The following is a 19,453-nucleotide window of genomic DNA, read 5'->3' as shown; positions in this document are numbered from 1 at the left end:
TCCGGGTCAGCCGCCCAGGATCCGGGCCTTCTGCTGCGCCAGCTCCTCGTCCGTGAGGATGCCCTGCGCGTGCAGAGCCGCGAGGCGCTCGAGCGAGGCGAGCATGTCGTCGGGCGCGGGTGCAGCAGGCGGAGCGGGCGGGGGTGGCGGCGCCTGGGCAGCCACGGCCTGGTCGACGGCGGCCTGCGTGGCGGCGGCCTGGGCGGCCGCCTCCTGCTGCTGCCGGTAGGCCTCGGCGTCCGCGGCCTGCTGCGCCTTGGCCTGCTGTCCCTGCTGCATCTTGCCGCTCACCGCGGTGGCGGTGCCGGCGACGACGGCCGTCCGCGCCGCCACCCCCAGCAGTCCCGGCCGGCCCCTGCGTCCCCTCATGACCCCTCCTCGTTCGCCGCGATGGCGCTGAGCGCCAGCTCGATGTCCTCACGCGGCAGCCGCTCCATGACGAGCACCTGGCCGTCCAGCTCGCGCACCTCGGCGGCGATGTCGGCCGCCCACGTGTTCTCCCACGCGATGACGAGGACGGTCGTCCCCGGGTCCATCTCGGCGGCGATCGCGAGCGCGTCCTCCTCGCCGACGAGGTCGGGCATGACCGTCGGGAAGCCGAGCAGATCCGCCGCACCCTCGGGTGACTCGGCGTCGAACATCCGGACGCTGCCGTCGTCGTCCTTGCGGACGAGGAGCACGTCGAGCACGCGTACGGCCCCGCGGTCCACGGCCCGTGCCACCGCGTCGCGTATGCCGTCCTGCCGCAGCTCGCCGCGGAAGCCGATGACGGCCAGGTCCACTGGCCCGATCGGCCCTGTCGTCGCAGTCGACATGGGACTCCTCCCGGTTCGTGGCGGTGTCGTGACCGGCGCCGCTCGTCTTCATGCTCCGGCGTGCGTCCGGGGTGGGCATCACCCCGGCAGGGTGACGCCCGTCCTGCGCCCCGGTGGTGACATGACAGACATGAGCGGAACGGACGTACCGAGGGCCGGCGACCACGAGGATCCGCTCCCCGACACACCGTCCGACGCCGCCCCGGCGGCGCGCGCGGTCCCCGCGATGCCGCGCGGCGTCCTCATCCTCGTGGCCCTGGCGGCCGGCTTCGTCGTCGCCTTCGGCATCCACCTCGTGTCCGGGATCCTCGGGCCGCTCTTCCTCGCGCTCGTCCTCACCATCGCGGCATTCCCGGTCCGCAACGCCATGGTGCGCCGCGGGCTGCCGCACTGGCTCGGCACCCTCACGGTCGTGCTCGCGATCTACCTCGGCATCGTCGGGCTGGCCCTGCTCATGGTCGTGTCCGGTGCCGAGCTCGCGGGCCTGCTGCCGCAGTACGCCGACGACCTCACGGCGCTCGTCGCCGACGTGACCGACTGGCTCGCCGCCCGTGGGGTCGAGCCCGAGCAGACGCAGGCGATCGCCTCGTCCCTCGACCTCGGGCGCGTCACCGCGGTCATCACGTCGCTGCTCTCGAACATCCTGTCGCTCGTGACGAACCTCGCCTTCGTCCTCGCGCTCGTGCTCTTCTCCGCGATGGACGCGAAGGGCTTCTCCGAGACCCTCACGACGCTGCGGACCGAGCGGCCGGCGTTCGTGTCGGCGATGACGTCCTTCACGCACGGGACGCGCCGATACCTCGTCGTGGCAACGGTGTTCGGCGCCATCGTGGCCGTCTTCGACACCGTGTTCCTCTGGTTCGTCGGGGTGCCGGGCGCGCTCCTCTGGGGGCTGCTGGCCTTCATCACGAACTACATCCCCAACATCGGCTTCGTCATCGGCCTCGTGCCCCCGGCGATCCTCGCGCTGCTCGAGGGCGGGTGGAGCTCGTTCGTCCTCGTCGTCGTGGTCTACAGCGTCATCAACCTCATCATCCAGTCGGTGATCCAGCCGAAGATCGTCGGCGACGAGGTGGGCCTGTCGGCGGTCGTGACGATCCTGTCCCTCGTCGTCTGGTCCGTCATGCTCGGCGGCATCGGCGCCGTGCTCGCCATCCCGCTGACGCTGCTCATCAAGGCCCTGCTCGTCGACGTCGACCCCGACACGCGATGGGTCGGCGGCCTCCTCGGCGACCGTGGCCCAACGCCGTCCTGACCCGCGCCGTCGCGGCGCGTGCCGGGCCGGCGCCGCCCCGTCTCGGTTCGGCTCGCGGGACCCCCGCGCTGGCCCTACTGTCCGGTAGTGGGACGTGTGACGCGGGGCACATCGTGGCCGGCGGGCGGCGCCCCTGCAGGTTGCAGTGCTCAGCGTCAGCAAGCCTTCCACCCACAAAGGAGTGTGTCGTGAAGAGCAGGTCCCTCATGTCATCCACCCGCCGGCGCGCCCTCGGGGCCGGCCTCTCCGCCCTCATCGGTGCCGGAGCCGCCCTCGCCCTCGGCGCCCCGGCCGTCGCCGCCGGCACGGGCTACGTCGCCCTCGGCGACTCCTACTCCTCGGGCACCGGGACCCGGACGTACATCAGCGACGGCACGTCGTGCCAGCGCTCCGTCTACGCCTACCCCTCGCTCGACGCCTCGGCCCTCGGCCTGGCGCTGAACTTCCGCGCGTGCTCCGGGGCGACGGTCGCCGACGTGACGAACACCCAGCTGTCCGCGCTGTCGAGCACCACGGCATACGTCACGATCTCGGTGGGCGGCAACGACGCCGGCTTCGCGAGCGTCCTGACGACGTGCGCGCAGCCGAGCTGGCTGAGCAACTGCAACGGCGCCATCGACACGGCACAGGGCACCATCAACACCACCATCCCGGGCCGTCTCGCGACGCTCTACTCCTCGATCCGCGCCAAGGCCCCGAACGCCCGCGTCATCGTCGTCGGCTACCCGCGCATCTTCAACGGTGAGGACTGCAACGCCTTCACGTGGTTCTCCCCGACCGAGGAGTCGCGCCTCAACGCGACCGCCGACCTGCTCAACTCCCGGACGGCGACCGCCGCCGCCAACGCCGGCTTCACCTTCGTCAACCCCACCTCGAGGTTCGTCGGCCACGCCGTCTGCGACAGCGTCGAGTGGCTCAACGGCCTGTCCAACCCGATCAGCGAGAGCTACCACCCCAACGTCGCCGGGCACCGTGACGGCTACGCCGTCGTGACCAAGCCCGCCTTCGGGCTCGCCCTCAAGCTGTCGGCGAAGCAGGCCGAGGCCCGGGCCGTCGCGTCGGCCGACTCCCTGGCCCGTGACGCGAGGCGGTATGCCGCCGTCGACCGCACGATCACCCCGGAGCGTTTCGTCGCTCCCGACCTCACGACCCCCGCGGCCCGCGCCGCCGCGGCCCGCGCCGGGGTCGACCTGGGCAGCCGGGCGAGCATCGACGCGGCCGACCGGCTCTACTCGGCCCGCCAGGACGCCGCGAGGAGTGCCGTGGCTGCGCGGTGAGCCCGCACTGAAGAAGTGGTGAGGTCGTCGGGCGTCGCCCGGACCCGGCACCTAGTCTGACCGGGTGCGCTACGACGACATCATCATCGGGGCCGGTCACAACGGCCTCACGGCCGCCGCCTACCTGGCCCGCGCGGGAAGGACTGTCCTCCTCCTCGAGCGATCGGACCGGGTGGGCGGCGCTGCCGTGTCCGCCCGCGCCTTCGAGGGGGTCGACGCGCGGCTGTCGCGCTACTCCTACCTCGTGTCGCTGCTGCCGCGCCAGGTGCTCACCGACCTCGACCTCGACCTGCGGCTCATCCGCAGGCGGTTCTCGTCGTACACGCCGGTCCCCTCGGATCCCGACCGCGGCCTCCTCGTCGACCACGGCGACGAGGCGGCGACGCGCGCGGCCTTCCGCGCGCTGACCGGCGGCGACGACGCGTACGCCGGATGGAGCGACTTCTACGGCCGGATGGCCGACGTCGCCGGGCGCATCTTCCCGACGGTCCTCGAGCCGCTGCGCTCCCGCGAGCAGGTGCGCGCGCTGTCCGGCGACGCCGACCTCTTCGACGCGCTGACGACGCGGCCCGTCGGCGAGCTCATCGAGTCGGTCACCGATGACGACACCCTGCGCGGCATCATCGCCACCGACGCCCTCATCGGCACCTTCGCCTCGCTCGGTGAGGGCGACCTGCGCCAGAACGTCTGCTTCCTCTACCACCTCATCGGCGGCGGCACCGGCGACTGGGACGTCCCCGTCGGAGGCATGGGCGCACTCACGGACTCCCTTGCGGCAGCAGCCGTCTCGGCCGGCGCGACGATCGTCACCGGGGCCGAGGTCACGTCGATCGACCCCTCGACCGGTGAGGTCGCCTGGTCGGGTGGGAGCGCCGGCAGCGGCAGCGCCGTCGGCGGCACCCTCGTGGCCGGCTGCGCGCCGACCGTCCTCAACCGGCTGCTCGCCGCGGCGGGAGCCGACCCGGTCGACACCGAGCCCGACGTCGAGGGCGCCCAGCTCAAGGTCAACATGCTGCTGACGCGCCTCCCCCGGCTGCGCGACGCCTCCGTCGACCCCACCGCCGCCTTCGCCGGCACCTTCCACATCAACGAGGGCTACGGCCAGCTCGAGCAGACGTATGCCGCCGCGCGCGACGGGCGGATCCCGGACCTGCCGCCGTGCGAGATCTACTGCCACACCCTCTCGGACCGCTCGATCCTCGGGGCGGACCTCGCGGCCACGGATGCGCAGACGCTGACGCTCTTCGGCCTGCACCTGCCGGCGCGCCTCTTCCGCGCCGACAACGAGACCGCGACGAAGGAGGCGCTGGCCGCGACCCTGCGCTCGCTCGACTCCGTGCTCGGCGAGCCGATCGAGTCGGTGCTCGCCCGCGACGGCGCCGGCAACCCGTGCATCGAGGTCAAGAGCCCCGTCGACCTCGAGCAGTCCGTCGGCCTGCCGGGCGGCAACATCTTCCACCGCTCGCTGCAGTGGCCCTGGGCCGAGCAGGACCCCGAGGTGGGCACGTGGGGTGTCGAGACGGCATGCGACAACGTGCTGCTCGGCGGAGCCGGCGCCCGGCGTGGCGGAGGCGTGAGCGCGATCCCCGGCCACAACGCGGCCCGAGCGATCCTCGGCTGAGGGCTACGCGGGCCAGACGCCCGAGCTGCCGCGCCGGTGGCTGCCCATGAGGTGGGTGTCGACGATGCCGACAGCCTCCATCAAGGCGTACATCGTCGTGGGTCCGACGAAGGCGAAGCCCTTCTTGCGCAAGGCTTTTGACAGCGCCTTGCTCTCCTCGGAGACGGTGGGCACCTCGGAGTGGTCGACGGGGCGCGGGGTGTCGGCCGGCTGGAAGCCCCAGACGAAGTCGACGAGGCCACCCTCGTCGCGCAGGGCGATGGTGGCCCGGGCGTTCGTGATGGTCGCCTGGATCTTGCCGCGGTGGCGGATGATGCCGGCGTCACCGAGCAGTCGCTCGACGTCGGCGTCGGTGTAGCCGGCCACGACGTCGGGGTCGAAGTCCGCGAAGGCCGCCCGGAAGCTGGGGCGCTTGCGCAGGATCGTCGCCCACGACAGGCCGGCCTGGAAGCCCTCGAGGCAGATCCGCTCGTAGAGGCCGCGCTCGTCACGGATCGGCACCCCCCACTCGGTGTCGTAGTAGTCCATGAGAAGGGGGTCCACGGAGGCCCATGTGGGGCGGGCGAGCCCGTCAGCGCCGACGACCGTCATGCCGCGACCCTAGGACAGCGACCGGCGCATGACGACGCGGGGGAAGCCGCCGGAGACGGCGGTCGTGTCGGCCGCCTTGGTGAAGCCCGCCCGCTCGAAGAGGACCTGCGTGCCGACGTACGCCATCGTGAGGTCGACCTTCTCCCCGCGGTTGTCGACGGGGTAGCCCTCGACGGCCGGGGCGCCGCGGTCGCGCGCGTAGTCGACGGCGCCCTCGAGGAGCGGCAGCGAGATCCCCTGACCCCGGTGGCCGGGCCGGACGCGGATGCACCAGATCGACCACACGGCGGCGTCGTCGACGTGCGGGATCTTGGTCGAGCGGGCGAAGGGCAGCTCCGAGCGCGGTGCCACTGCTGCCCAGCCGACGACCTCGTCGCCGTCGTAGGCCAGCACGCCGGGCGCGACCGGGCGGCGCGTCAGGTCACGGACGAACTCGCCGCGCGCCGGACCGACGAGACTCCGGCTGGTCCTCGAGTCGAGCCGGTGGCTCAGGCACCAGCACACGGTCGACGCGGGGTTCCTCGGGCCGAGCATCGTGGCGACGTCGTCGAACCGCGCGAGCGTCGCGGGGCGCACCTCGAAGGTCATGGCGCCAACGCTAGCGACGGGCACCGACACGTGGGACGTCCCGCCGCGCGCCCCCGCGGGTCATGATGGGCGGGTGACGCCGGACCCGTACGCCGGACTCGACCTCGAGTCGCTCGACCTGCGCGCACACCCCGAGGACTACCGCGTCGGCCGCGGCGAGCAGGGGGTGCTGCGCGTGCAGCCCTACAAGGACGAGCTGCTGCCGCTCTGGCGGTTCCGCACCGCCGAGGCCGCTCGCGAGAGCGCGACCGCCATCCGGTCGAGGTTCGAGGACTACCTCGCCGCCGGTGACCTCGTCGGGGCCGACATGGCCCGCAAGTTCCTCCAGATGGGCTACACCCGTGCCCGGCGCTACGCGAACCACCCCGGAGGCCGTAAGTACGACGGCCCGGTCCCGGCCGACCAGCGCGGCCGCAGCGGCGCGCACGGCCGGACCGAGCTCCCCCGCGGACCGGAGGACGAGGAGAAGGCCGCGGCGGCCCGGGTGTTCAAGGCGGCCTGGGACGCCGTCGAGGCGGTCACGGAGTACACCGACTGGCGCACCGAGCACCGCGAGCGACACGGCTGACGGCGCGGATACCGTGGGGGTTTTGTCCGATTTGTCGACAGACCGTCGCCGACCTCCGTACCGTGGCAGGACGGCATACGCCCGCAGTCACCTCGGAGGACCCATGCGCCCGACCAGCACCCCCACCCGCACCCGCGTCGGCCTCGTCGTCGCCGCGTCGGCCGCGCTCGCGGCCACCCCGGCGATCGGCCCGGCGCAGTCCGCGGGGGCGGCGACGGTGAGCGTCCAGAACCAGGTCATCCAGCTCGTCAACGTCCAGCGGGCCAAGGCCGGGTGCCGAGCGCTCGTGCTCGACGTGCGCCTCGCACGCGCCGCCCAGGCGCACTCGATCGACATGGCGAAGCGCCGCTACTTCTCGCACACGAGCCTCGACGGTCGCACCTTCGCGCAGCGCATCCGGGCGCAGGGCTACACCGGATCGCTCATCGGCGAGAACATCGCGGCGGGCTACCCCACGCCGAAGGCCGTCATGGACGCGTGGATGAAGAGCCCGGGACACAAGGCCAACATCCTCAACTGCCGCTACAAGGCCATCGGTGTCGGCTCAGCGGTCGGTGGCCCCTACCGCTACTACTGGACGCAGGACTTCGGCGGCTGACCCCGGAGCAGCTCAGTCGTCGAAGACGTGCCAGCAGATGGCACTGCGGCGTCGCTGGTCGTCGAGCACGAGCGCGCGGATGTCGACGGGCAGCTGCTCGCGCTGCCAGTCACGCTCCTCGACCCGGGCGCGCTCGGCCTCGACGGGCGGCGCCCCCGCGCTGACCGCCCTGATGGCGTATGCCGCAGCGCCGAGCTCGTGCGCGGCGACGTGGGCGACCGCGACCGCCTGCCCCACCGACAGCGCCGCGAACTTCACGGGATCGTCCATCCCGCGCCCGGCGGCGTTGGCCCGGAAGGCCGCCTGGTGGGCGTCACGCATCGGCGCCTCGCCACGGATCCACGCCCGGGCGACGTCCATGGCCTCGTGGGGGCGCCGGTCGTCCGGATGCGCCGTCTCGAAGAGCGGCAGCACGTGCGCGGCGCACACGAGGGCCCACTCGGCGAGGAGCCGGTGGTGCGCGTCCGTCAGGGTGCCGCCGCGGCGGATCGTGATGAACCGCGGGTCACGCTGGGTCGGCAGGATCGGCATCCCCCGTTCCTACCACGCAGGGGGACCCGTCTTTTGTTTATCGTTGCGGGTACATAACTGATCGGGTACATTCACGTCATGGACGCGGTGCTGCAGGCCTTGAGCGACCAGAGCCGACGCACGGTGCTGGAGATCCTGCGCGACCACCCGGCGACGGCCGGCGAGCTGGCCGACGCCCTGCCGATCGCCCGGCCCGGCGTGTCCCGGCACCTGCGGGTGCTCCGCGAGGCCGGGCTCGTCGAGGTGCGCCAGGAGGCGCAGCGCAGGATCTACACCTTGCGCCCGGAGGCGCTCGTCGAGGTCGACGAGTGGCTGGAGGCCTACCGCGCCCTGTGGCAGAACCGGCTCGACGCCCTGCACACCGAGATCGCCCGAGGAAAGAAGGCACGGAAGTGAAGATCATCGGCACCATGCGCGCCCTCGACGACACCCGCGGAGCGGTCCGCGTCGAGGACGTCTACGACACCGACATCGACGACCTGTGGGAGGCCTGCACCACCCCGGAACGCCTGGCCCGCTGGATCGCCGAGGTGTCCGGCGACCTGCGCGTGGGAGGGACGGTCCACGCCGTCTTCACGAGCACGTGGACCGGTCCGGCGACCATCGAGGTCTGCGACGCGCCCCACCACCTGCTCCTGACGACCGAGCCGGGCAGCGACGACGAGAGCCAGATCGAGGCGTGGCTCACCGCCGAGGGGTCCCGGACCCGGCTCGTCGTCGAGGAGCGCGGGCTGCCGGTCGGGCAGCTCCACTTCTACGGGGCCGGGTGGCAGGTGCACCTCGAGGATCTCGGACGGTCGCTGGCGAGCGGCGGCTCGGCCCACGCCGACGGCTGGTCGCAGGAGGTGGCCGCACCGGCCTGGCACGAGCGCTGGACCGCCCTGACCCCCACCTACGAGAACCTGACGGACCGCTGATGTCCGACACGATCCGGTTCGACGGGACGACGGTCAACGCTCCCGACGCCATGGCGCTCGCACAGTTCTACGCCGAGATCACTGGCGGCATCGTGCGAGGCTCGGCACACTGGGCCGCGGTCAGCACCGGAGCCGCCATCATCGCCTTCCAGCAGGTCGAGGACTTCGAGCCGCCGACCTGGCCGGGAGGGTCCGCGCCGACGCAGCTGCACCTCGACTTCTTCGTCGACGACCTCGAGGCGACCGGAGCACGTGCGACCGCTGCCGGGGCCCGGCTCCTCGAGGTCCAGCCCAACGAGCACTGCCGCGTCTACACCGATCCCGCCGGCCACCCGTTCTGCCTGTCCACGTGGGAAGCGCGTCAGCTCTTCGAGAGGTGACCATCCCTCGCGACAGCCTCGGATCGGGGTGAGGTCGGGGTGAAGTCGACGAGGTGTAGGTGCAGGGGTCCGCCGGAGGGGGCGGGGTAGCGGCGGCCGAGTCTGGCTGGTGGTCTGGATCGGTCCGCCGTGTTCGGGTCCTGGTCTGGGTGGGGGTCGGGGGCTGGGACCAGGTGTGGTGGTGGTGTCCGGGGTGGTTTGTGTGGTGGGCCGATGAGTAGTCCGGTGTCGGTGTGGAAGGTGAGGCCGTCGGGTCGGGTGGGGTCGCCGGTGATGGTGAACTCGCCGCGGTGGTGTCCGTCGTGGTGGGGGGTGCAGACGCCGAGGAGGTTGGTGTCGTCGGTGGGTCCGCCGTCGCGCCAGTGGATGAGGTGGTGGATCTCGAGGTTGCGGGTGGAGCCGCAGCCGGGGAAGCGGCAGCCGCGGTCGCGGTCCAGGACCAGGACGCGGGTGCGGTGCGGGACGACGCGTTGGGTGCGGCCGACGTTGACGGGGTGTCCGTCGGTCTCCCAGACGGGGGTCAGGGTCCCGTCGCAGGTGAGCTGGTCGGTGATGTGCTGGGGCAGGCGGGGGCGGCCGGTGAGCCAGGCGCCGTCGGTGTCGAGGTGGACCTGGACCCGGTACCGGGCCCGCCGAGCGGCCCCACCCGAGCCGCCGGAGGAGCCGGAGGTTCCGTCGCGTGTCGTGGTGGCGGCGTCGAGGGAGCGGGTGGCGAGCACGATGAGGGCGTCGGCCCAGGTGACGCGGGGCCGGCCGCCGCTGGTGCAGGACTGGTCGGGGTGCAGCACGTCCCCGTTCAGAGCCCGCTTCTGCTCGTCGGTCCAACCCTCGGGTGCGAGGGCGTGGAAGAGGTGGTCCTTGGCCTCCGCCAGGGCCGCTTCGACGAGCGCGCCGACCTCGGCGGGTGCGTCGTAGCGCAGCCGGAACCGCCCGTCGGCGTCGAGGCCCATGCTCAGGTGCGCCGGCTCGACCGGCTCCACCCGTGGCGGATCCAGGGTCGCGTCCCGCTCACCAGGCAGGCCGCGGCCGCGGTCGTCGACGCTGTCGGGTTGGAGGGTGAAGTCGTACCGGGTGACCGTGCGCTGCAGCTGGGTGACCGTCGCGTGCTGCGCGAACTCCGCCACGGTGGTGTCGAACGCGGCCGGGGTGTGCCGGGCCACGACCGCGGCCTGGTCCAGGCTGATCCGCCCCTGGCGCAACGCGGCGGAGGTCGCGGGCAGCTCCTGCGCCCGCCGGGCCAGCAGGACCACCGCGGACGCCTGGCCCCGCGACAGCCCGGCGCGCAGCATCAGCCAGTGCTCGGGTGACCGCAGCCCCGCGGCCTGCCAGGACCCGTCGGTCAGGACGGCCGCGACGAAGTCGACGAGCCGGGCGTGCGCGTCGTGCAGGTCAGCGGCCAGGGACGCGACGTGGTCCCAGTCCTGCTCGATCTGCTGCGCGCTCCGGCTCTGCTCCATACCCCCAATCGTACAGGCGTTCGAACAGCCAGACAAGAGTTGTCCACACCAAACGTCCTGTCCCACAAGGGTTTACGCCTCATCGAGACGCGCGCGACGGCATACCCCTGCGGCCGTCAGGCCGGTCATGGGTAAGGATGGGGCATGCCAGAGCCGACCCGCCCGCAGACCCCGGACGACACGATCGGTGCGCGCGACCTCACGGCCTGGCGCACCCGTTTCGGCCGCTGGCTCGTCGACGTCTTCGCCGGGCTCGCGCGCGCCTCACGCCCCGCGGCACGGCGCGTCAGGTCGTGGTCCTCGGCCCACGTGGCCTTCGTCGTCTTCGCCGTCATCGCGCTCGTCGTCATGGTCGTCCTCGTCGAGGGCATCGAGACGGTCTACGAGGGCGTCGCCGGACGGGACGGGCTGACTGCGGTCGACCAGCCGGTGCTCGACGCGGCCATCACCCTCCGCTCCCCCGGGCTCGACTCCGCGATCACCGCCTTCACCGACGTCGGCGGCCCGGTCGGCATGCCGATCCTCGCCCTCGTCGCGGTCGCGGTCATCACGTGGCGTCGTCGCCGGTGGACGCCGGTCGTGCTCACCGTCATCGCCGCGGCCGGGTCGCTCGCCATGACGATCGTGGGCAAGAACGTCGTCGACCGGGCCCGCCCGCCGGCCTCGCTCGCCGTGCCACCCCTCGAGGTGTCGCCGTCGTTCCCGAGCGGCCACACACTCAACGCCACGGTGCTGACCACGATCGTCGTCTACCTCGTCCTCATCGAGACGACCGCGGCGTGGCAGCGCACCCTCGCGATCACGATCGGCACGCTCTTCGTCGCGACGATGGGGCTCTCCCGCGTCTTCCTCGGCCACCACTGGCTCACCGACGTGCTCGCGGGCTGGCTCATCGGGCTCGCCTGGGCCCTCGCCGTCATCACCGCACACCGCCTCTGGCTCACCCTGCGAGAGCGGCCCGAGGCGGTGCGCGGCGACGCCGCAGCCCCTGAGGGTGCGGCTACTCCTTGACCGCGCCCTTGAGCGAGCCGGAGATGATCCGCTTCTGGAAGACGAAGAACATCAGCGCCACCGGGATCGTCATGAGCACCGCCGCAGCGTGTGTGAGCGACGACCCCGACGAGCGGGCTGGAAATAGGCTGCGGTCACTACGTCCAGAACGCAGGATGAGGCGGCTCGACAGGTCAAACCCTTCACGGTGAGATCCGAGCACGCGACTCATTCTGTTCGAGCCCACAGGTCCGGTCTCTTCATTGCAAAGACCCTGCGGGCCCCTCCCAAGCCATATGATCCATTCGACGTCGGGCCAATGACTGGGAGCGAAATGGATGCGGATGACGCTGGCTGGCGGCGCATCGCGCTATACCTCCTCATTACGCTTGCGAGCGTTTTTGCTCCGGGCGCTGTCATCGTCGCATCCTTGGCCATATGGCGAGTCTCCCAAGACTCGGTTCTTCTTCAATCGATGCAGTCAGGAACAGCAGACGGTGCGGGAGCCTTGCGGTACCTGTGGATCGCTGCGGGACTGAGCCTGAGTTATCTAGTCGGCTACTTCGCACGCGCACTTGGCTTTGTCGCCGTACGTTCGATTGGAAAACGATGGGGTCCGCAAGGCACCGTTGGGAAGTTGCGTGCCGATATCGTCGATCGCCTGGGTGCAGACTCTTGGGATCGAGCCATGGCTACGCATCCAGCGCTCCGAGCTTCGCTCAACGGACCGCTTGATCAGTCGAAGCTGAGTGAGGACCCTCTGTTTGACGCCTTCATCTACTGCAAGCTGTGGCTCCGCCGGATGGCTCCTACCCTGAACATCGACGCGATCGAGCTGGAGATCAATGTGCTGTGCGGGTCGCTTGTGCCAGTCGCGGCCGTCACGCTCTTGATGGGTCAACAGGCGCAACTATCATCGGGCGGCTGGGTTGCCACCGCAGCTCTCGCGCTCGCTGCTTGGTGGATCATCATCACGAACGCCTTGAAGCTCAGGCAGGACGAGCGTTATGAGGCCTTTCGCAACGTGGTAGCCGACGCAGCCATGCGGGCAGCGTCCACTGGCCGCCCCCTCCGGCCGTCCGCACCTCCCGGGCCAGCCACCACCTGATCGCAATCAGGCACGAGGGGCGAGCCCATCGATGGAATAGGCTCGCGCCATGACTCGCCGACAGCCGTGGCTCCACGAACTGTCGATACTGGTTTCTGGAAACGCCACCGTGATGTCAAGTCGTCATGGCGACATTGAGCTCGGAACGTGCCAGGGTCTTTTCGTAGATGATCGACGCATCATCAATCAGTTGACGGTCCGCATCGGGCGTGAGACACCGGACTTCCTTGCCGAGCGGGTGACGGGGGGGACTGGACTTCACCTTGGTGTCGCGCGAAACCTCGACGATGGTATTCAGCAATCGATGGTGGAGATCCTGAGGAGACGCACCCTCGAGGGCCCTGTCATGGTCGAGAAGGTCACGCTCACATCTCGGTATCCATACTCAATTGAAACAAACGTCGCCTTCGACATCCTGGGGGACGGGCTCGGCATTGCAGAGGTCAAGTCCGGCATTCTGCGAGGCCCTGACCTGCGCAGGGTTGAAATAGGCACGGACGAACGCAGCGCAGAACTGGCCGATGACTGGCACCGCACGACCGTCGCCCTGGAGGAGCTCCCGACGGGCAGCATGGTGGCCGTGCGACCCGGTGACGACGGCTCCGTCGCGCTCGAGACGACACTCGTCGTCGAACCCGGCCGCACCGCCTCCGTCTGCCTGCGCGTCACGACGGAGCGGCTCCGGGCCTCCGCCTTCGACGCGGACCCCGGCGCCGATGCCGTGACGTGGGACGACGTGCGCGTCACCGCCCAGGACCACCGGGTCGCGCGCACCGTCGAGCGCGGTCTCGACGACCTGCGCCACCTCGTCCTGCGCGACCCCGCCTCGCCCGAGCACGTCTTCGCCGCAGCCGGAACCCCTTGGTATCTCACGCTGTTCGGCCGCGACTCCATCTGGACGGCCCGCATGCTGCTGCCCTTCGGCACCGAGCTGGCCGAGGGGACGCTGCACACGCTGGCCCGACGCCAGGGCATGACGCACGACCCCGTCACGGGCGAGGCGCCCGGCAAGATCCCGCACGAGCTGCGCCGCCACGTGCACCGCGACACCACGACCGGCATGGCGCTGCCGCAGGTCTACTACGGCACCGTCGACGCGACCGCCCTCTGGGTCTGCCTCCTCGCCGACGCCTGCGACTGGGGCCTGGCGCCCGAGCGAGCCCGCACGCTGCTGCCCGCCCTCCGGTCCGCCGTCGACTGGCTCACGGGCGACGGGCAGCCCGACGACGACGGCCTGCTCAAGTACCTCGACACCTCCGGCACGGGCCTCGCCAACCAGGGCTGGAAGGACTCCGGCGACTCGATCCGGTGGCGCGACGGCACGGTCGCCGACGCCCCGATCGCGCTCGTCGAGGCGCAGGCGTATGCCGTCGAGGCCCTCCGCGCCGCCGCGCGCCTCTACCGGTCGCTCGGTGCCGAGGACGCCGCCGACGCCGCTGACGCCGCTGACGCTGCGGCGACCGCGCTCGAGGGCCGGCTGCGCGACCGCTTCTGGGTCGACACCGACGCGGGCCACCACCTCGCCATCGCCCTCGACGGCGCGGGTCGAGCGGTCGACGGGCTCGGCTCCAACATGGGCCACGTGCTCGGCACGAGCGCCCTCACCGCTGACGAGGCCACGGCGGTCGCAGCGACCGTCACGAGCCCCGAGCTGCTCGACGACTTCGGGGTGCGCACCCTCGGCACCGGCAACGGCGGCTTCAACCCCATCGGCTACCACACCGGCTCGATCTGGACGCACGACACCGCGATCACGGCGATCGGCCTGTCCCGCGAGGGATTCGGCGCCGAGGCGAGCGCGGTGGCGCGGACCCTGCTCGCATCGGCCGAGGCCTTCTCCTACCGGTGGCCCGAGCTCTACTCGGGCCTCGCCCTGGCCGGCGCGCCGACGCCCTACCCGGCGTCGTGCCGGCCCCAGGCCTGGTCGGCCGCATCGGCCGTCGCGCTGCTCACGGTGGCGCTCCGCCCCCGACCCGACGCGGCCACCCGCACGCTGCACCTCTCCCCCGCGCGACCCGCCCCCTACGGGGCGCTGCGCATCGAGGGGCTGCGCTTCTGCGGCGGCCGCATCGACCTCGCCGTCTCGGCCGACGGTGACGTCGAGGTGCTCAGCGCACCCGACGACGTCACGGTCGTCACCCACTGAGGCGACGGCTTACCCCTGGAGGCCCGGCGCTCCTAGGATCGGCAGGGTGAAGCCGGCGATCATCCTCGTGTCCGAGACCCGCTGCGACGTGCTGCGCGACGAGTTCAGCCGCTACGAGCGCGACTACGAGCTGCCGACGGCCACGACGGCCCACGAGGCGAAGCAGGCCGCCAAGGCGGTCGTCGCCGAGGGCGGTCAGGTCGCGATGTTCGTCACGGAGTCGCGCCTCCCCGACGCCGACGTCCACGAGGCGTTCCACTGGTGGCGCCAGACCGTGCCGACCGCCCGCCGCGTCATCGCCGCGCACGTGTCGACCTTCCGCGACGACGCCGAGCGGCTCCGCGGCGGCATGGCCAAGGGCAAGTACGACGCGTACCTCCTCATGCCCCGCGGTGCCCGTGACGAGGAGTTCCACTCGGCCATCTGCGAGCTGCTCTCCGACTGGGGCTCGACCGTCGCCGAGCCCGAGGTCGTCGCGGTCGCCATCGTCTCGCCCGTCGAGGACGCCCTGACACTGAGCATCCGCGACTACCTCGACCGGATGGGGCTGCCCAACCGCGTCTACACCCCCGAGAGCGAGAAGGGCCGGCACGTCCTCGCGCTCGTCGCGGCAGAGGGCGGCGAGGTCGAGTTCCCCCTCTTCATGGACCTCAACCAGCGCGTCGGCAGCGCCCGCAGCGTGCGCGAGGTGGCCTCGCGCATCTACGGTCGGCCCGCCGACGTCGACGTCGAGCGCGTCGTGGACGTCGCGATCGTCGGGGCCGGACCGGCCGGCCTCGCGGCCGCCGTCTACGCCTCGTCCGAGGGACTGAGCACCGTCGTCCTCGAGGCGGAGGCCGTCGGCGGGCAGGCGGGCACCTCGTCGATGATCCGCAACTACCTCGGCTTCCCGAGGGGGATCAGCGGTATGCGTCTGGCCCAGCGGGCGCGCAACCAGGCCATCCGCTTCGGCACGCAGTTCTTCTCCGGCTGGCCGGTGACGTCACTCGTGCCCGGCGAGGTGGACGCCGAGGGCGTCCTCGCGCCGCACCGTCTCTGCACCGAGGGTGGCGACCTGCTCGCCCGCGCCGTCGTCGTCTCGGCCGGGGTCAAGTACCGCCGCCTCGACGCCCCGGGCATCGAGCGGCTCGTCGGGCTCGGCGTCCACTACGGCAGCGCCATGACCGCCGCCCGTGAGATGGAGGGCTACGACGTCATGGTCGTCGGCGGCGGCAACTCCGCCGGCCAGGCGGCGATCCATCTCGCCCGCTTCGCCCGGCACGTGACGATCCTCGTGCGGCGCGAGTCGCTGGCCGAGACCATGTCCGACTACCTCGTCGGCGAGATCGGCTACAACCCGAGGATCAGCGTCCGGGGCTGCTCCGAGGTCGTCGAGGGCAGCGCCGGGGACGACGGCCGCCTCGGCTCGGTGACGGTCCGCGACACCCGCGACGGCACCGAGACCCGGCACGAGTGCCGCGGCCTCTTCCTCCTCATCGGCGCGGCACCCCACTGCGACTGGCTGCCCGACGCGGTCGCCCGCGACGAGCGGGGCTTCGTCCTCACCGGTCGCGACGTGCCCCAGGACCGGTGGCGCGGCGACCTCCCGCCCGAGAGCCTCGAGACGACCGTGCCCGGGGTCTTCGCCGCGGGCGACATCCGCGCCGGCTCGATGAAGCGCGTGGCCTCGGCGAGCGGCGAGGGTGCCTCGGTCGTGCCGCTCGTCCACGCCTGGCTCGACCCGACCCGCTGAGCCGCGGCTCCACCCGTCAGAGGCGGATGAGCTGCCCGTCGCGGAACGAGTAGCGGTAGGCCGTCGTCGTGGCCGCCGGCAGGTTGGCCGGGTGCGCCGCGTGGTCGCGGTGCGGGTGCCGGGCCGGCTCGGAGGCCGTGCGGACGGGCGTCAGACCGCCGGAGACGCCTGCGGCGTGGGCCTCCCCGGCACCGAGGGCCGTCGTGCCGACGAAGGCGACCGCGACGGCAGCGCCGGCGGCACCGAGGCCACGACGGAGCGTGGCACGGAAGGTCGAGGGAGCAGTTCCGGGGCGGGGTGTCGAGTCCATGTCCTCAACGTTCGACCCGACACCTGTGGGGCGTCTGTGCCCGGGTGATGCGTTCGGCATGCGCTGGGCGGCGTTGTGTCGCAGTGGGGTTCAGCCCCGGAGCTGGCGCTCCATCTCGTCGGCCACCACGTGGGCGAGGACGCCACCCTCGGCCCGCATCCCCTCGATCGCGCCCTCGCGGTCGGCGTCCGACCGGTTCTGGCTCAGCTTGGCCTTGCCCTCGACCGACTCGACGAGGACCTCGATGCCGACGATGGCCCGCAACCGGCCGCGGACGTACTTCGGCGGGGCATCGCTGACGGCCCAAGGCCGCTCGCGCCCGGACTCGTGGCGCTCGGTGAGCCGGGTGACGACGTCGAGCACCCAGTCGGGGTCGTCGTGCACCGTGACGGTGCCGCGCAGCTGCACCTCGCTGTAGTTCCACGTCGGCACGACGCGCCCGTGCTCGGCCTTGGAGGCGTACCAGGCCGGGGACACGTAGGCGTCGGCGCCACCCACGACGACGAGACCGGGTGAGGCCGGCGCGATGCGGGCCCAGTGGTCGTTCGCGCGGGCGACGTGGCAGAGGACCCGGTCGCCGTCGACGAGGACGGGCAGCAGGGTGGAGTCCGGTCGACCGTCGGGGCCGACGGTCACGAGGCGCGCGGCCGGACGCTCCGCGAGGAAGGCCGTGACGTCCGGGTCGGCCATGGCGTTCGCCTTGGGCACGTACATGCACCGATGGTGTCACGCGCCGGACGGGCGGACAGGCACGGAGCCCGCCGACGGGTGTCGACGGGCTCCGTTGGGGAGGGGGCGGGATCAGCTGTGCCGGTGCGGGGCCCGGCGGGGCGCGGCCGTCCACGGACGCGGGCTCCCGGCGTGCGGGGCCGGGACGACGTGCAGGTCGGCGCGCTGGGGACGCTCGGCCGCGGGGTCGAGCCGCTCGGCGAGGCTGCGCAGCAGGAGCGCGGCCCGGACGTGCCGGCGGGTGCGTCCGGCCTTGGGAGCGTGGTGGCGGGCGGCGACGCGCTCGACGATGCGGTCGCGGGCGATCGCCTCCTGCGGCGACAGGCTCAGGGTCCCGGTGCTCATGCGAGGCTCACCTGCGCCCGCTTGACCCGGATGTCGCCGCTGCCCGAGTGCACTACGAGGCGTGCCTGGGCCTCGGAGTCCCCGGGGCCCGACGTCTCCTCGAGGTCGATGTCGACGTCGCCGGTGACGGTGTTGAGGTCGAGGTAGGCCGCGACCCCGTGGGCGACGGCGATGGTGACGTCGCCCGTGCCGGTCCTGGCCCGGACCTCGCCGCCGTGCACGCCGTCGAGGGTGACGTCGCCCGTGCCGGTCGTCAGCTCGAGGTCGCCGGTCGAGGCACCGATGTGGAGGTCGCCGGAGCCGGTCTTCGCCTTGACGGCCGCGTCGGAGCGGCGCAGCGAGATGTCGCCGCTGCCCGACGTGAGGTCGAGGCGACCGCCGCCCGTGCCGACGGTGATGTCGCCCGACCCGGTCTTGGCGTCGAGGTCGCCGCTCGCCGACTGGAGCGTGATGTCGCCCGAGCCCGACTTGAACCGGCCGGACCCGACCTCGTGGAAGGTGAGGTCGCCGGCGCCGGTGGCCGCGCGCACCTCCCCGAGCAGCCCGGCCGCGGTGACGTCGCCGGCGCCGGTCTTGGCGTCGACCGAGCTCGCTGCGGGCAGCTCGACCTCGACGTCGACGGAGCCCTTCGTGCCGAGCGAGAAGAAGCTGTCGCGCAGCTTCGGCGCGAGCACGGACACGTCGTTGCCGTGCGCCTCGACGGTGAACTTCTCGGCGATCTCGGCACCGTGCTTGCCATGCGGGTGGAGGCGGACGGTCGTCGTCGGACCGCTGCCGACGGTCAGCGTCAGGTCGCCGACGAGGAGCTCGGCCTTGAGGGTGATGGGACCCGTCGTGTCGAAGCGGGTCTCGAGGGTGGTGCCCATGGGAAGTCCCCTTTGCTCGGTGGTGGTCGTGGTGGTCGTTGCTTGGTCAGGCAGGGTCATCGGACCCAGCCCTGCACGCGCTTGTTGGAGGAGCGGTTGCGGCCGGGGGCGCCGGGTCCGAACTGCGGGCCGGGCGGCATCGGCGGGAAGCCGGGCATCGGCGGCACGCCGGTCCCCGTGGCGGCGCGGACCGCGTTGACGATCCACGTGTTGAGCGACTGGCCGCGGCTCGTCGCGAGCTCCTCGGCCCGGACCTTGAGGGCCTCGGGCAGGCGCAGGGTGATGCGCGAGGTCTCGGCCCCCTCGTCATCGGGTGACACCACGGTGGTGTCAGCGGTGTCGATGACCTGGGTGTCGTCGGCGACGGCCGACGGGCCGGCCCCCACGACGACGAAGACGGGCTCGCGGCCTTGCAGCCGCACCTCGACGGAGGCGCCGTCGAGCTCGTTCGTGATCTCGGCCGCGGCGTGCGAGAGCGCGTCCATGAGGGCCAGACGTGCGGACGAGTCGAGGGCGAAGCCGATCCGCTCGGCGGCCTGCTCGGTCTCCGGACCCATCGCCCTGGCCGCCTGGGCGAGATCCCGACGCAGTGCGTCGACGTACTCGGTGATGTCCATGTGCATCACTAT

At 72.1% G+C, this 19,453-nt stretch carries 23 protein-coding genes and 1 pseudogene; 12 read left to right on the top strand and 12 right to left on the bottom strand.

From position 1 onward, the window contains the following. Nucleotides 1–6: 6 nt before the first annotated feature. Both ACSQ2D_RS02920 and ACSQ2D_RS02915 read right to left on the bottom strand, forming a co-directional pair. Nucleotides 7–369, bottom strand: a complete 363-nt coding sequence (locus tag ACSQ2D_RS02920) for an SHOCT domain-containing protein (protein ID WP_435984529.1) — start codon at nt 367–369, stop codon at nt 7–9. Next, nucleotides 366–815 carry a DUF6325 family protein gene (locus tag ACSQ2D_RS02915; RefSeq protein ID WP_435984528.1) on the bottom strand — a complete coding sequence of 150 codons (450 nt, stop codon included), beginning with the start codon at nt 813–815 and terminating at the stop codon, nt 366–368. Before ACSQ2D_RS02915 ends, ACSQ2D_RS02920 begins: the two co-directional genes overlap by 4 nt. Nucleotides 816–945: 130 nt before the next feature. On the opposite strand from ACSQ2D_RS02915, the gene ACSQ2D_RS02910 reads away from it, so the two are divergent. The 3 genes from ACSQ2D_RS02910 (at nt 946) to ACSQ2D_RS02900 (ending at nt 4,968) form a co-directional block, all read left to right on the top strand. Beyond that, nucleotides 946–2,070, top strand: a complete 1,125-nt coding sequence (locus ACSQ2D_RS02910) for an AI-2E family transporter (protein ID WP_435984527.1) — start codon at nt 946–948, stop codon at nt 2,068–2,070. Between the two features lie 188 nt (nt 2,071–2,258). Then, nucleotides 2,259–3,347, top strand: coding sequence for an SGNH/GDSL hydrolase family protein (locus ACSQ2D_RS02905; protein ID WP_435984526.1), 1,089 nt, complete (start codon nt 2,259–2,261; stop codon nt 3,345–3,347). A 64-nt stretch (nt 3,348–3,411) separates the two neighbouring features. Then, nucleotides 3,412–4,968 carry a phytoene desaturase family protein gene (locus tag ACSQ2D_RS02900; protein ID WP_435984525.1) on the top strand — a complete coding sequence of 519 codons (1,557 nt, stop codon included), beginning with the start codon at nt 3,412–3,414 and terminating at the stop codon, nt 4,966–4,968. 3 nt (nt 4,969–4,971) lie between these two features. On the opposite strand, the gene ACSQ2D_RS02895 is transcribed toward ACSQ2D_RS02900, so the two are convergent. Both ACSQ2D_RS02895 and ACSQ2D_RS02890 read right to left on the bottom strand, forming a co-directional pair. Further along, entirely contained in the window at nt 4,972–5,559 is a 588-nt protein-coding gene (locus tag ACSQ2D_RS02895; protein ID WP_435984524.1) for a DNA-3-methyladenine glycosylase I, read from the bottom strand. Between the two features lie 9 nt (nt 5,560–5,568). Then, entirely contained in the window at nt 5,569–6,147 is a 579-nt protein-coding gene (locus ACSQ2D_RS02890) for a GNAT family N-acetyltransferase (protein WP_435984523.1), read from the bottom strand. Nucleotides 6,148–6,220: 73 nt separating this feature from the next. Here ACSQ2D_RS02890 and ACSQ2D_RS02885 point away from each other — a divergent pair, with 73 nt between their 5' ends. Both ACSQ2D_RS02885 and ACSQ2D_RS02880 read left to right on the top strand, forming a co-directional pair. Then, a complete protein-coding gene (locus ACSQ2D_RS02885) occupies nt 6,221–6,715 on the top strand; it encodes a DUF4385 domain-containing protein (RefSeq protein WP_435984522.1) in 495 nt (164 codons plus the stop codon). Between the two features lie 103 nt (nt 6,716–6,818). Continuing rightward, nucleotides 6,819–7,313: a CAP domain-containing protein gene (locus tag ACSQ2D_RS02880; protein WP_435984521.1), complete on the top strand. Its 495-nt coding sequence runs from the start codon at nt 6,819–6,821 to the stop codon at nt 7,311–7,313. A gap of 12 nt (nt 7,314–7,325) precedes the next feature. Here ACSQ2D_RS02880 and ACSQ2D_RS02875 read toward each other — a convergent pair whose 3' ends face one another. Next, nucleotides 7,326–7,844 carry a putative immunity protein gene (locus ACSQ2D_RS02875; protein ID WP_435984520.1) on the bottom strand — a complete coding sequence of 173 codons (519 nt, stop codon included), beginning with the start codon at nt 7,842–7,844 and terminating at the stop codon, nt 7,326–7,328. Between the two features lie 78 nt (nt 7,845–7,922). Between ACSQ2D_RS02875 and ACSQ2D_RS02870 the strand changes: the two genes are divergently transcribed. Genes ACSQ2D_RS02870 through ACSQ2D_RS02860 form a run of 3 tightly spaced genes read left to right on the top strand, consistent with a single transcriptional unit; the run spans nt 7,923 to nt 9,141 of the window. Then, nucleotides 7,923–8,240 (top strand): ArsR/SmtB family transcription factor, encoded by a 318-nt coding sequence (locus tag ACSQ2D_RS02870; protein WP_435984519.1) that lies wholly within the window; start codon nt 7,923–7,925, stop codon nt 8,238–8,240. Further along, entirely contained in the window at nt 8,237–8,761 is a 525-nt protein-coding gene (locus ACSQ2D_RS02865) for an SRPBCC family protein (protein ID WP_435984518.1), read from the top strand. Before ACSQ2D_RS02870 ends, ACSQ2D_RS02865 begins: the two co-directional genes overlap by 4 nt. Next, complete coding sequence (locus tag ACSQ2D_RS02860) at nt 8,761–9,141, top strand: VOC family protein (protein ID WP_435984517.1); 381 nt, start codon at nt 8,761–8,763, stop codon at nt 9,139–9,141. The genes ACSQ2D_RS02865 and ACSQ2D_RS02860 overlap by 1 nt, the downstream gene beginning before the upstream one ends. On the opposite strand, the gene ACSQ2D_RS02855 is transcribed toward ACSQ2D_RS02860, so the two are convergent. Next, nucleotides 9,123–10,598, bottom strand: coding sequence for a DUF222 domain-containing protein (locus tag ACSQ2D_RS02855; protein WP_435984516.1), 1,476 nt, complete (start codon nt 10,596–10,598; stop codon nt 9,123–9,125). The two genes, ACSQ2D_RS02860 and ACSQ2D_RS02855, sit on opposite strands and share 19 nt — an antisense overlap. Before the next feature lie 144 nt (nt 10,599–10,742). On the opposite strand from ACSQ2D_RS02855, the gene ACSQ2D_RS02850 reads away from it, so the two are divergent. Further along, complete coding sequence (locus ACSQ2D_RS02850) at nt 10,743–11,609, top strand: phosphatase PAP2 family protein (RefSeq protein ID WP_435984515.1); 867 nt, start codon at nt 10,743–10,745, stop codon at nt 11,607–11,609. On the opposite strand, the pseudogene ACSQ2D_RS02845 reads toward ACSQ2D_RS02850, so the two are convergent. After that, nucleotides 11,599–11,697: pseudogene (locus tag ACSQ2D_RS02845) on the bottom strand (carbohydrate ABC transporter permease); the annotation flags it as partial. The gene ACSQ2D_RS02850 and the pseudogene ACSQ2D_RS02845 overlap by 11 nt on opposite strands. A 225-nt stretch (nt 11,698–11,922) precedes the next feature. Between ACSQ2D_RS02845 and ACSQ2D_RS02840 the strand changes: the two are divergent. The 3 genes from ACSQ2D_RS02840 to ACSQ2D_RS02830 are packed head-to-tail and all read left to right on the top strand — an operon-like array spanning nt 11,923 to nt 16,574. Beyond that, nucleotides 11,923–12,696, top strand: coding sequence for a hypothetical protein (locus tag ACSQ2D_RS02840; protein ID WP_435984514.1), 774 nt, complete (start codon nt 11,923–11,925; stop codon nt 12,694–12,696). 49 nt (nt 12,697–12,745) lie between these two features. Then, nucleotides 12,746–14,842 carry a glycogen debranching N-terminal domain-containing protein gene (locus tag ACSQ2D_RS02835; RefSeq protein WP_435984513.1) on the top strand — a complete coding sequence of 699 codons (2,097 nt, stop codon included), beginning with the start codon at nt 12,746–12,748 and terminating at the stop codon, nt 14,840–14,842. Nucleotides 14,843–14,888: 46 nt separating this feature from the next. Continuing rightward, complete coding sequence (locus ACSQ2D_RS02830; protein WP_435984512.1) at nt 14,889–16,574, top strand: FAD-dependent oxidoreductase; 1,686 nt, start codon at nt 14,889–14,891, stop codon at nt 16,572–16,574. A gap of 16 nt (nt 16,575–16,590) precedes the next feature. Here ACSQ2D_RS02830 and ACSQ2D_RS02825 read toward each other — a convergent pair whose 3' ends face one another. From ACSQ2D_RS02825 to ACSQ2D_RS02805, 5 genes are all read right to left on the bottom strand, one after another. Beyond that, nucleotides 16,591–16,884 (bottom strand): hypothetical protein, encoded by a 294-nt coding sequence (locus ACSQ2D_RS02825; RefSeq protein ID WP_435984511.1) that lies wholly within the window; start codon nt 16,882–16,884, stop codon nt 16,591–16,593. A gap of 90 nt (nt 16,885–16,974) precedes the next feature. After that, nucleotides 16,975–17,598 carry an FMN-binding negative transcriptional regulator gene (locus tag ACSQ2D_RS02820; protein WP_435984510.1) on the bottom strand — a complete coding sequence of 208 codons (624 nt, stop codon included), beginning with the start codon at nt 17,596–17,598 and terminating at the stop codon, nt 16,975–16,977. A gap of 87 nt (nt 17,599–17,685) precedes the next feature. Then, nucleotides 17,686–17,958: a hypothetical protein gene (locus ACSQ2D_RS02815; protein WP_435984509.1), complete on the bottom strand. Its 273-nt coding sequence runs from the start codon at nt 17,956–17,958 to the stop codon at nt 17,686–17,688. Next, nucleotides 17,955–18,824 (bottom strand): DUF4097 family beta strand repeat-containing protein, encoded by an 870-nt coding sequence (locus ACSQ2D_RS02810; RefSeq protein WP_435984508.1) that lies wholly within the window; start codon nt 18,822–18,824, stop codon nt 17,955–17,957. The genes ACSQ2D_RS02815 and ACSQ2D_RS02810 overlap by 4 nt, the downstream gene beginning before the upstream one ends. A 56-nt stretch (nt 18,825–18,880) precedes the next feature. Continuing rightward, on the bottom strand, nt 18,881–19,441 hold the full coding sequence (locus ACSQ2D_RS02805) for a toxin-antitoxin system HicB family antitoxin (RefSeq protein ID WP_435984507.1): 561 nt from the start codon (nt 19,439–19,441) through the stop codon (nt 18,881–18,883). Between the last annotated feature and the right edge of the window lie 12 nt (nt 19,442–19,453).

It is taken from the genome of Terrabacter sp. LjRoot27, assembly GCF_964254175.1.
In the GTDB taxonomy this organism is placed as follows: Bacteria; Actinomycetota; Actinomycetes; order Actinomycetales; family Dermatophilaceae; genus Terrabacter.
This window is presented reverse-complemented; position numbering and strand designations above follow the sequence as displayed.

Coding starts and splice junctions, on each gene's coding strand:
- ACSQ2D_RS02920 (WP_435984529.1), bottom strand. CDS start 369: ATGAGGGGACGCAGGGGCCGGCCGGGACTGCTGGGGGTGGCGGCGCGG.
- ACSQ2D_RS02915 (WP_435984528.1), bottom strand. CDS start 815: ATGTCGACTGCGACGACAGGGCCGATCGGGCCAGTGGACCTGGCCGTC.
- ACSQ2D_RS02910 (WP_435984527.1), top strand. CDS start 946: ATGAGCGGAACGGACGTACCGAGGGCCGGCGACCACGAGGATCCGCTC.
- ACSQ2D_RS02895 (WP_435984524.1), bottom strand. CDS start 5,559: ATGACGGTCGTCGGCGCTGACGGGCTCGCCCGCCCCACATGGGCCTCC.
- ACSQ2D_RS02890 (WP_435984523.1), bottom strand. CDS start 6,147: ATGACCTTCGAGGTGCGCCCCGCGACGCTCGCGCGGTTCGACGACGTC.
- ACSQ2D_RS02880 (WP_435984521.1), top strand. CDS start 6,819: ATGCGCCCGACCAGCACCCCCACCCGCACCCGCGTCGGCCTCGTCGTC.
- ACSQ2D_RS02875 (WP_435984520.1), bottom strand. CDS start 7,844: ATGCCGATCCTGCCGACCCAGCGTGACCCGCGGTTCATCACGATCCGC.
- ACSQ2D_RS02870 (WP_435984519.1), top strand. CDS start 7,923: ATGGACGCGGTGCTGCAGGCCTTGAGCGACCAGAGCCGACGCACGGTG.
- ACSQ2D_RS02860 (WP_435984517.1), top strand. CDS start 8,761: ATGTCCGACACGATCCGGTTCGACGGGACGACGGTCAACGCTCCCGAC.
- ACSQ2D_RS02855 (WP_435984516.1), bottom strand. CDS start 10,598: ATGGAGCAGAGCCGGAGCGCGCAGCAGATCGAGCAGGACTGGGACCAC.
- ACSQ2D_RS02850 (WP_435984515.1), top strand. CDS start 10,743: ATGCCAGAGCCGACCCGCCCGCAGACCCCGGACGACACGATCGGTGCG.
- ACSQ2D_RS02840 (WP_435984514.1), top strand. CDS start 11,923: ATGGATGCGGATGACGCTGGCTGGCGGCGCATCGCGCTATACCTCCTC.
- ACSQ2D_RS02835 (WP_435984513.1), top strand. CDS start 12,746: ATGACTCGCCGACAGCCGTGGCTCCACGAACTGTCGATACTGGTTTCT.
- ACSQ2D_RS02825 (WP_435984511.1), bottom strand. CDS start 16,884: ATGGACTCGACACCCCGCCCCGGAACTGCTCCCTCGACCTTCCGTGCC.
- ACSQ2D_RS02820 (WP_435984510.1), bottom strand. CDS start 17,598: ATGTACGTGCCCAAGGCGAACGCCATGGCCGACCCGGACGTCACGGCC.
- ACSQ2D_RS02815 (WP_435984509.1), bottom strand. CDS start 17,958: ATGAGCACCGGGACCCTGAGCCTGTCGCCGCAGGAGGCGATCGCCCGC.
- ACSQ2D_RS02810 (WP_435984508.1), bottom strand. CDS start 18,824: ATGGGCACCACCCTCGAGACCCGCTTCGACACGACGGGTCCCATCACC.
- ACSQ2D_RS02805 (WP_435984507.1), bottom strand. CDS start 19,441: ATGGACATCACCGAGTACGTCGACGCACTGCGTCGGGATCTCGCCCAG.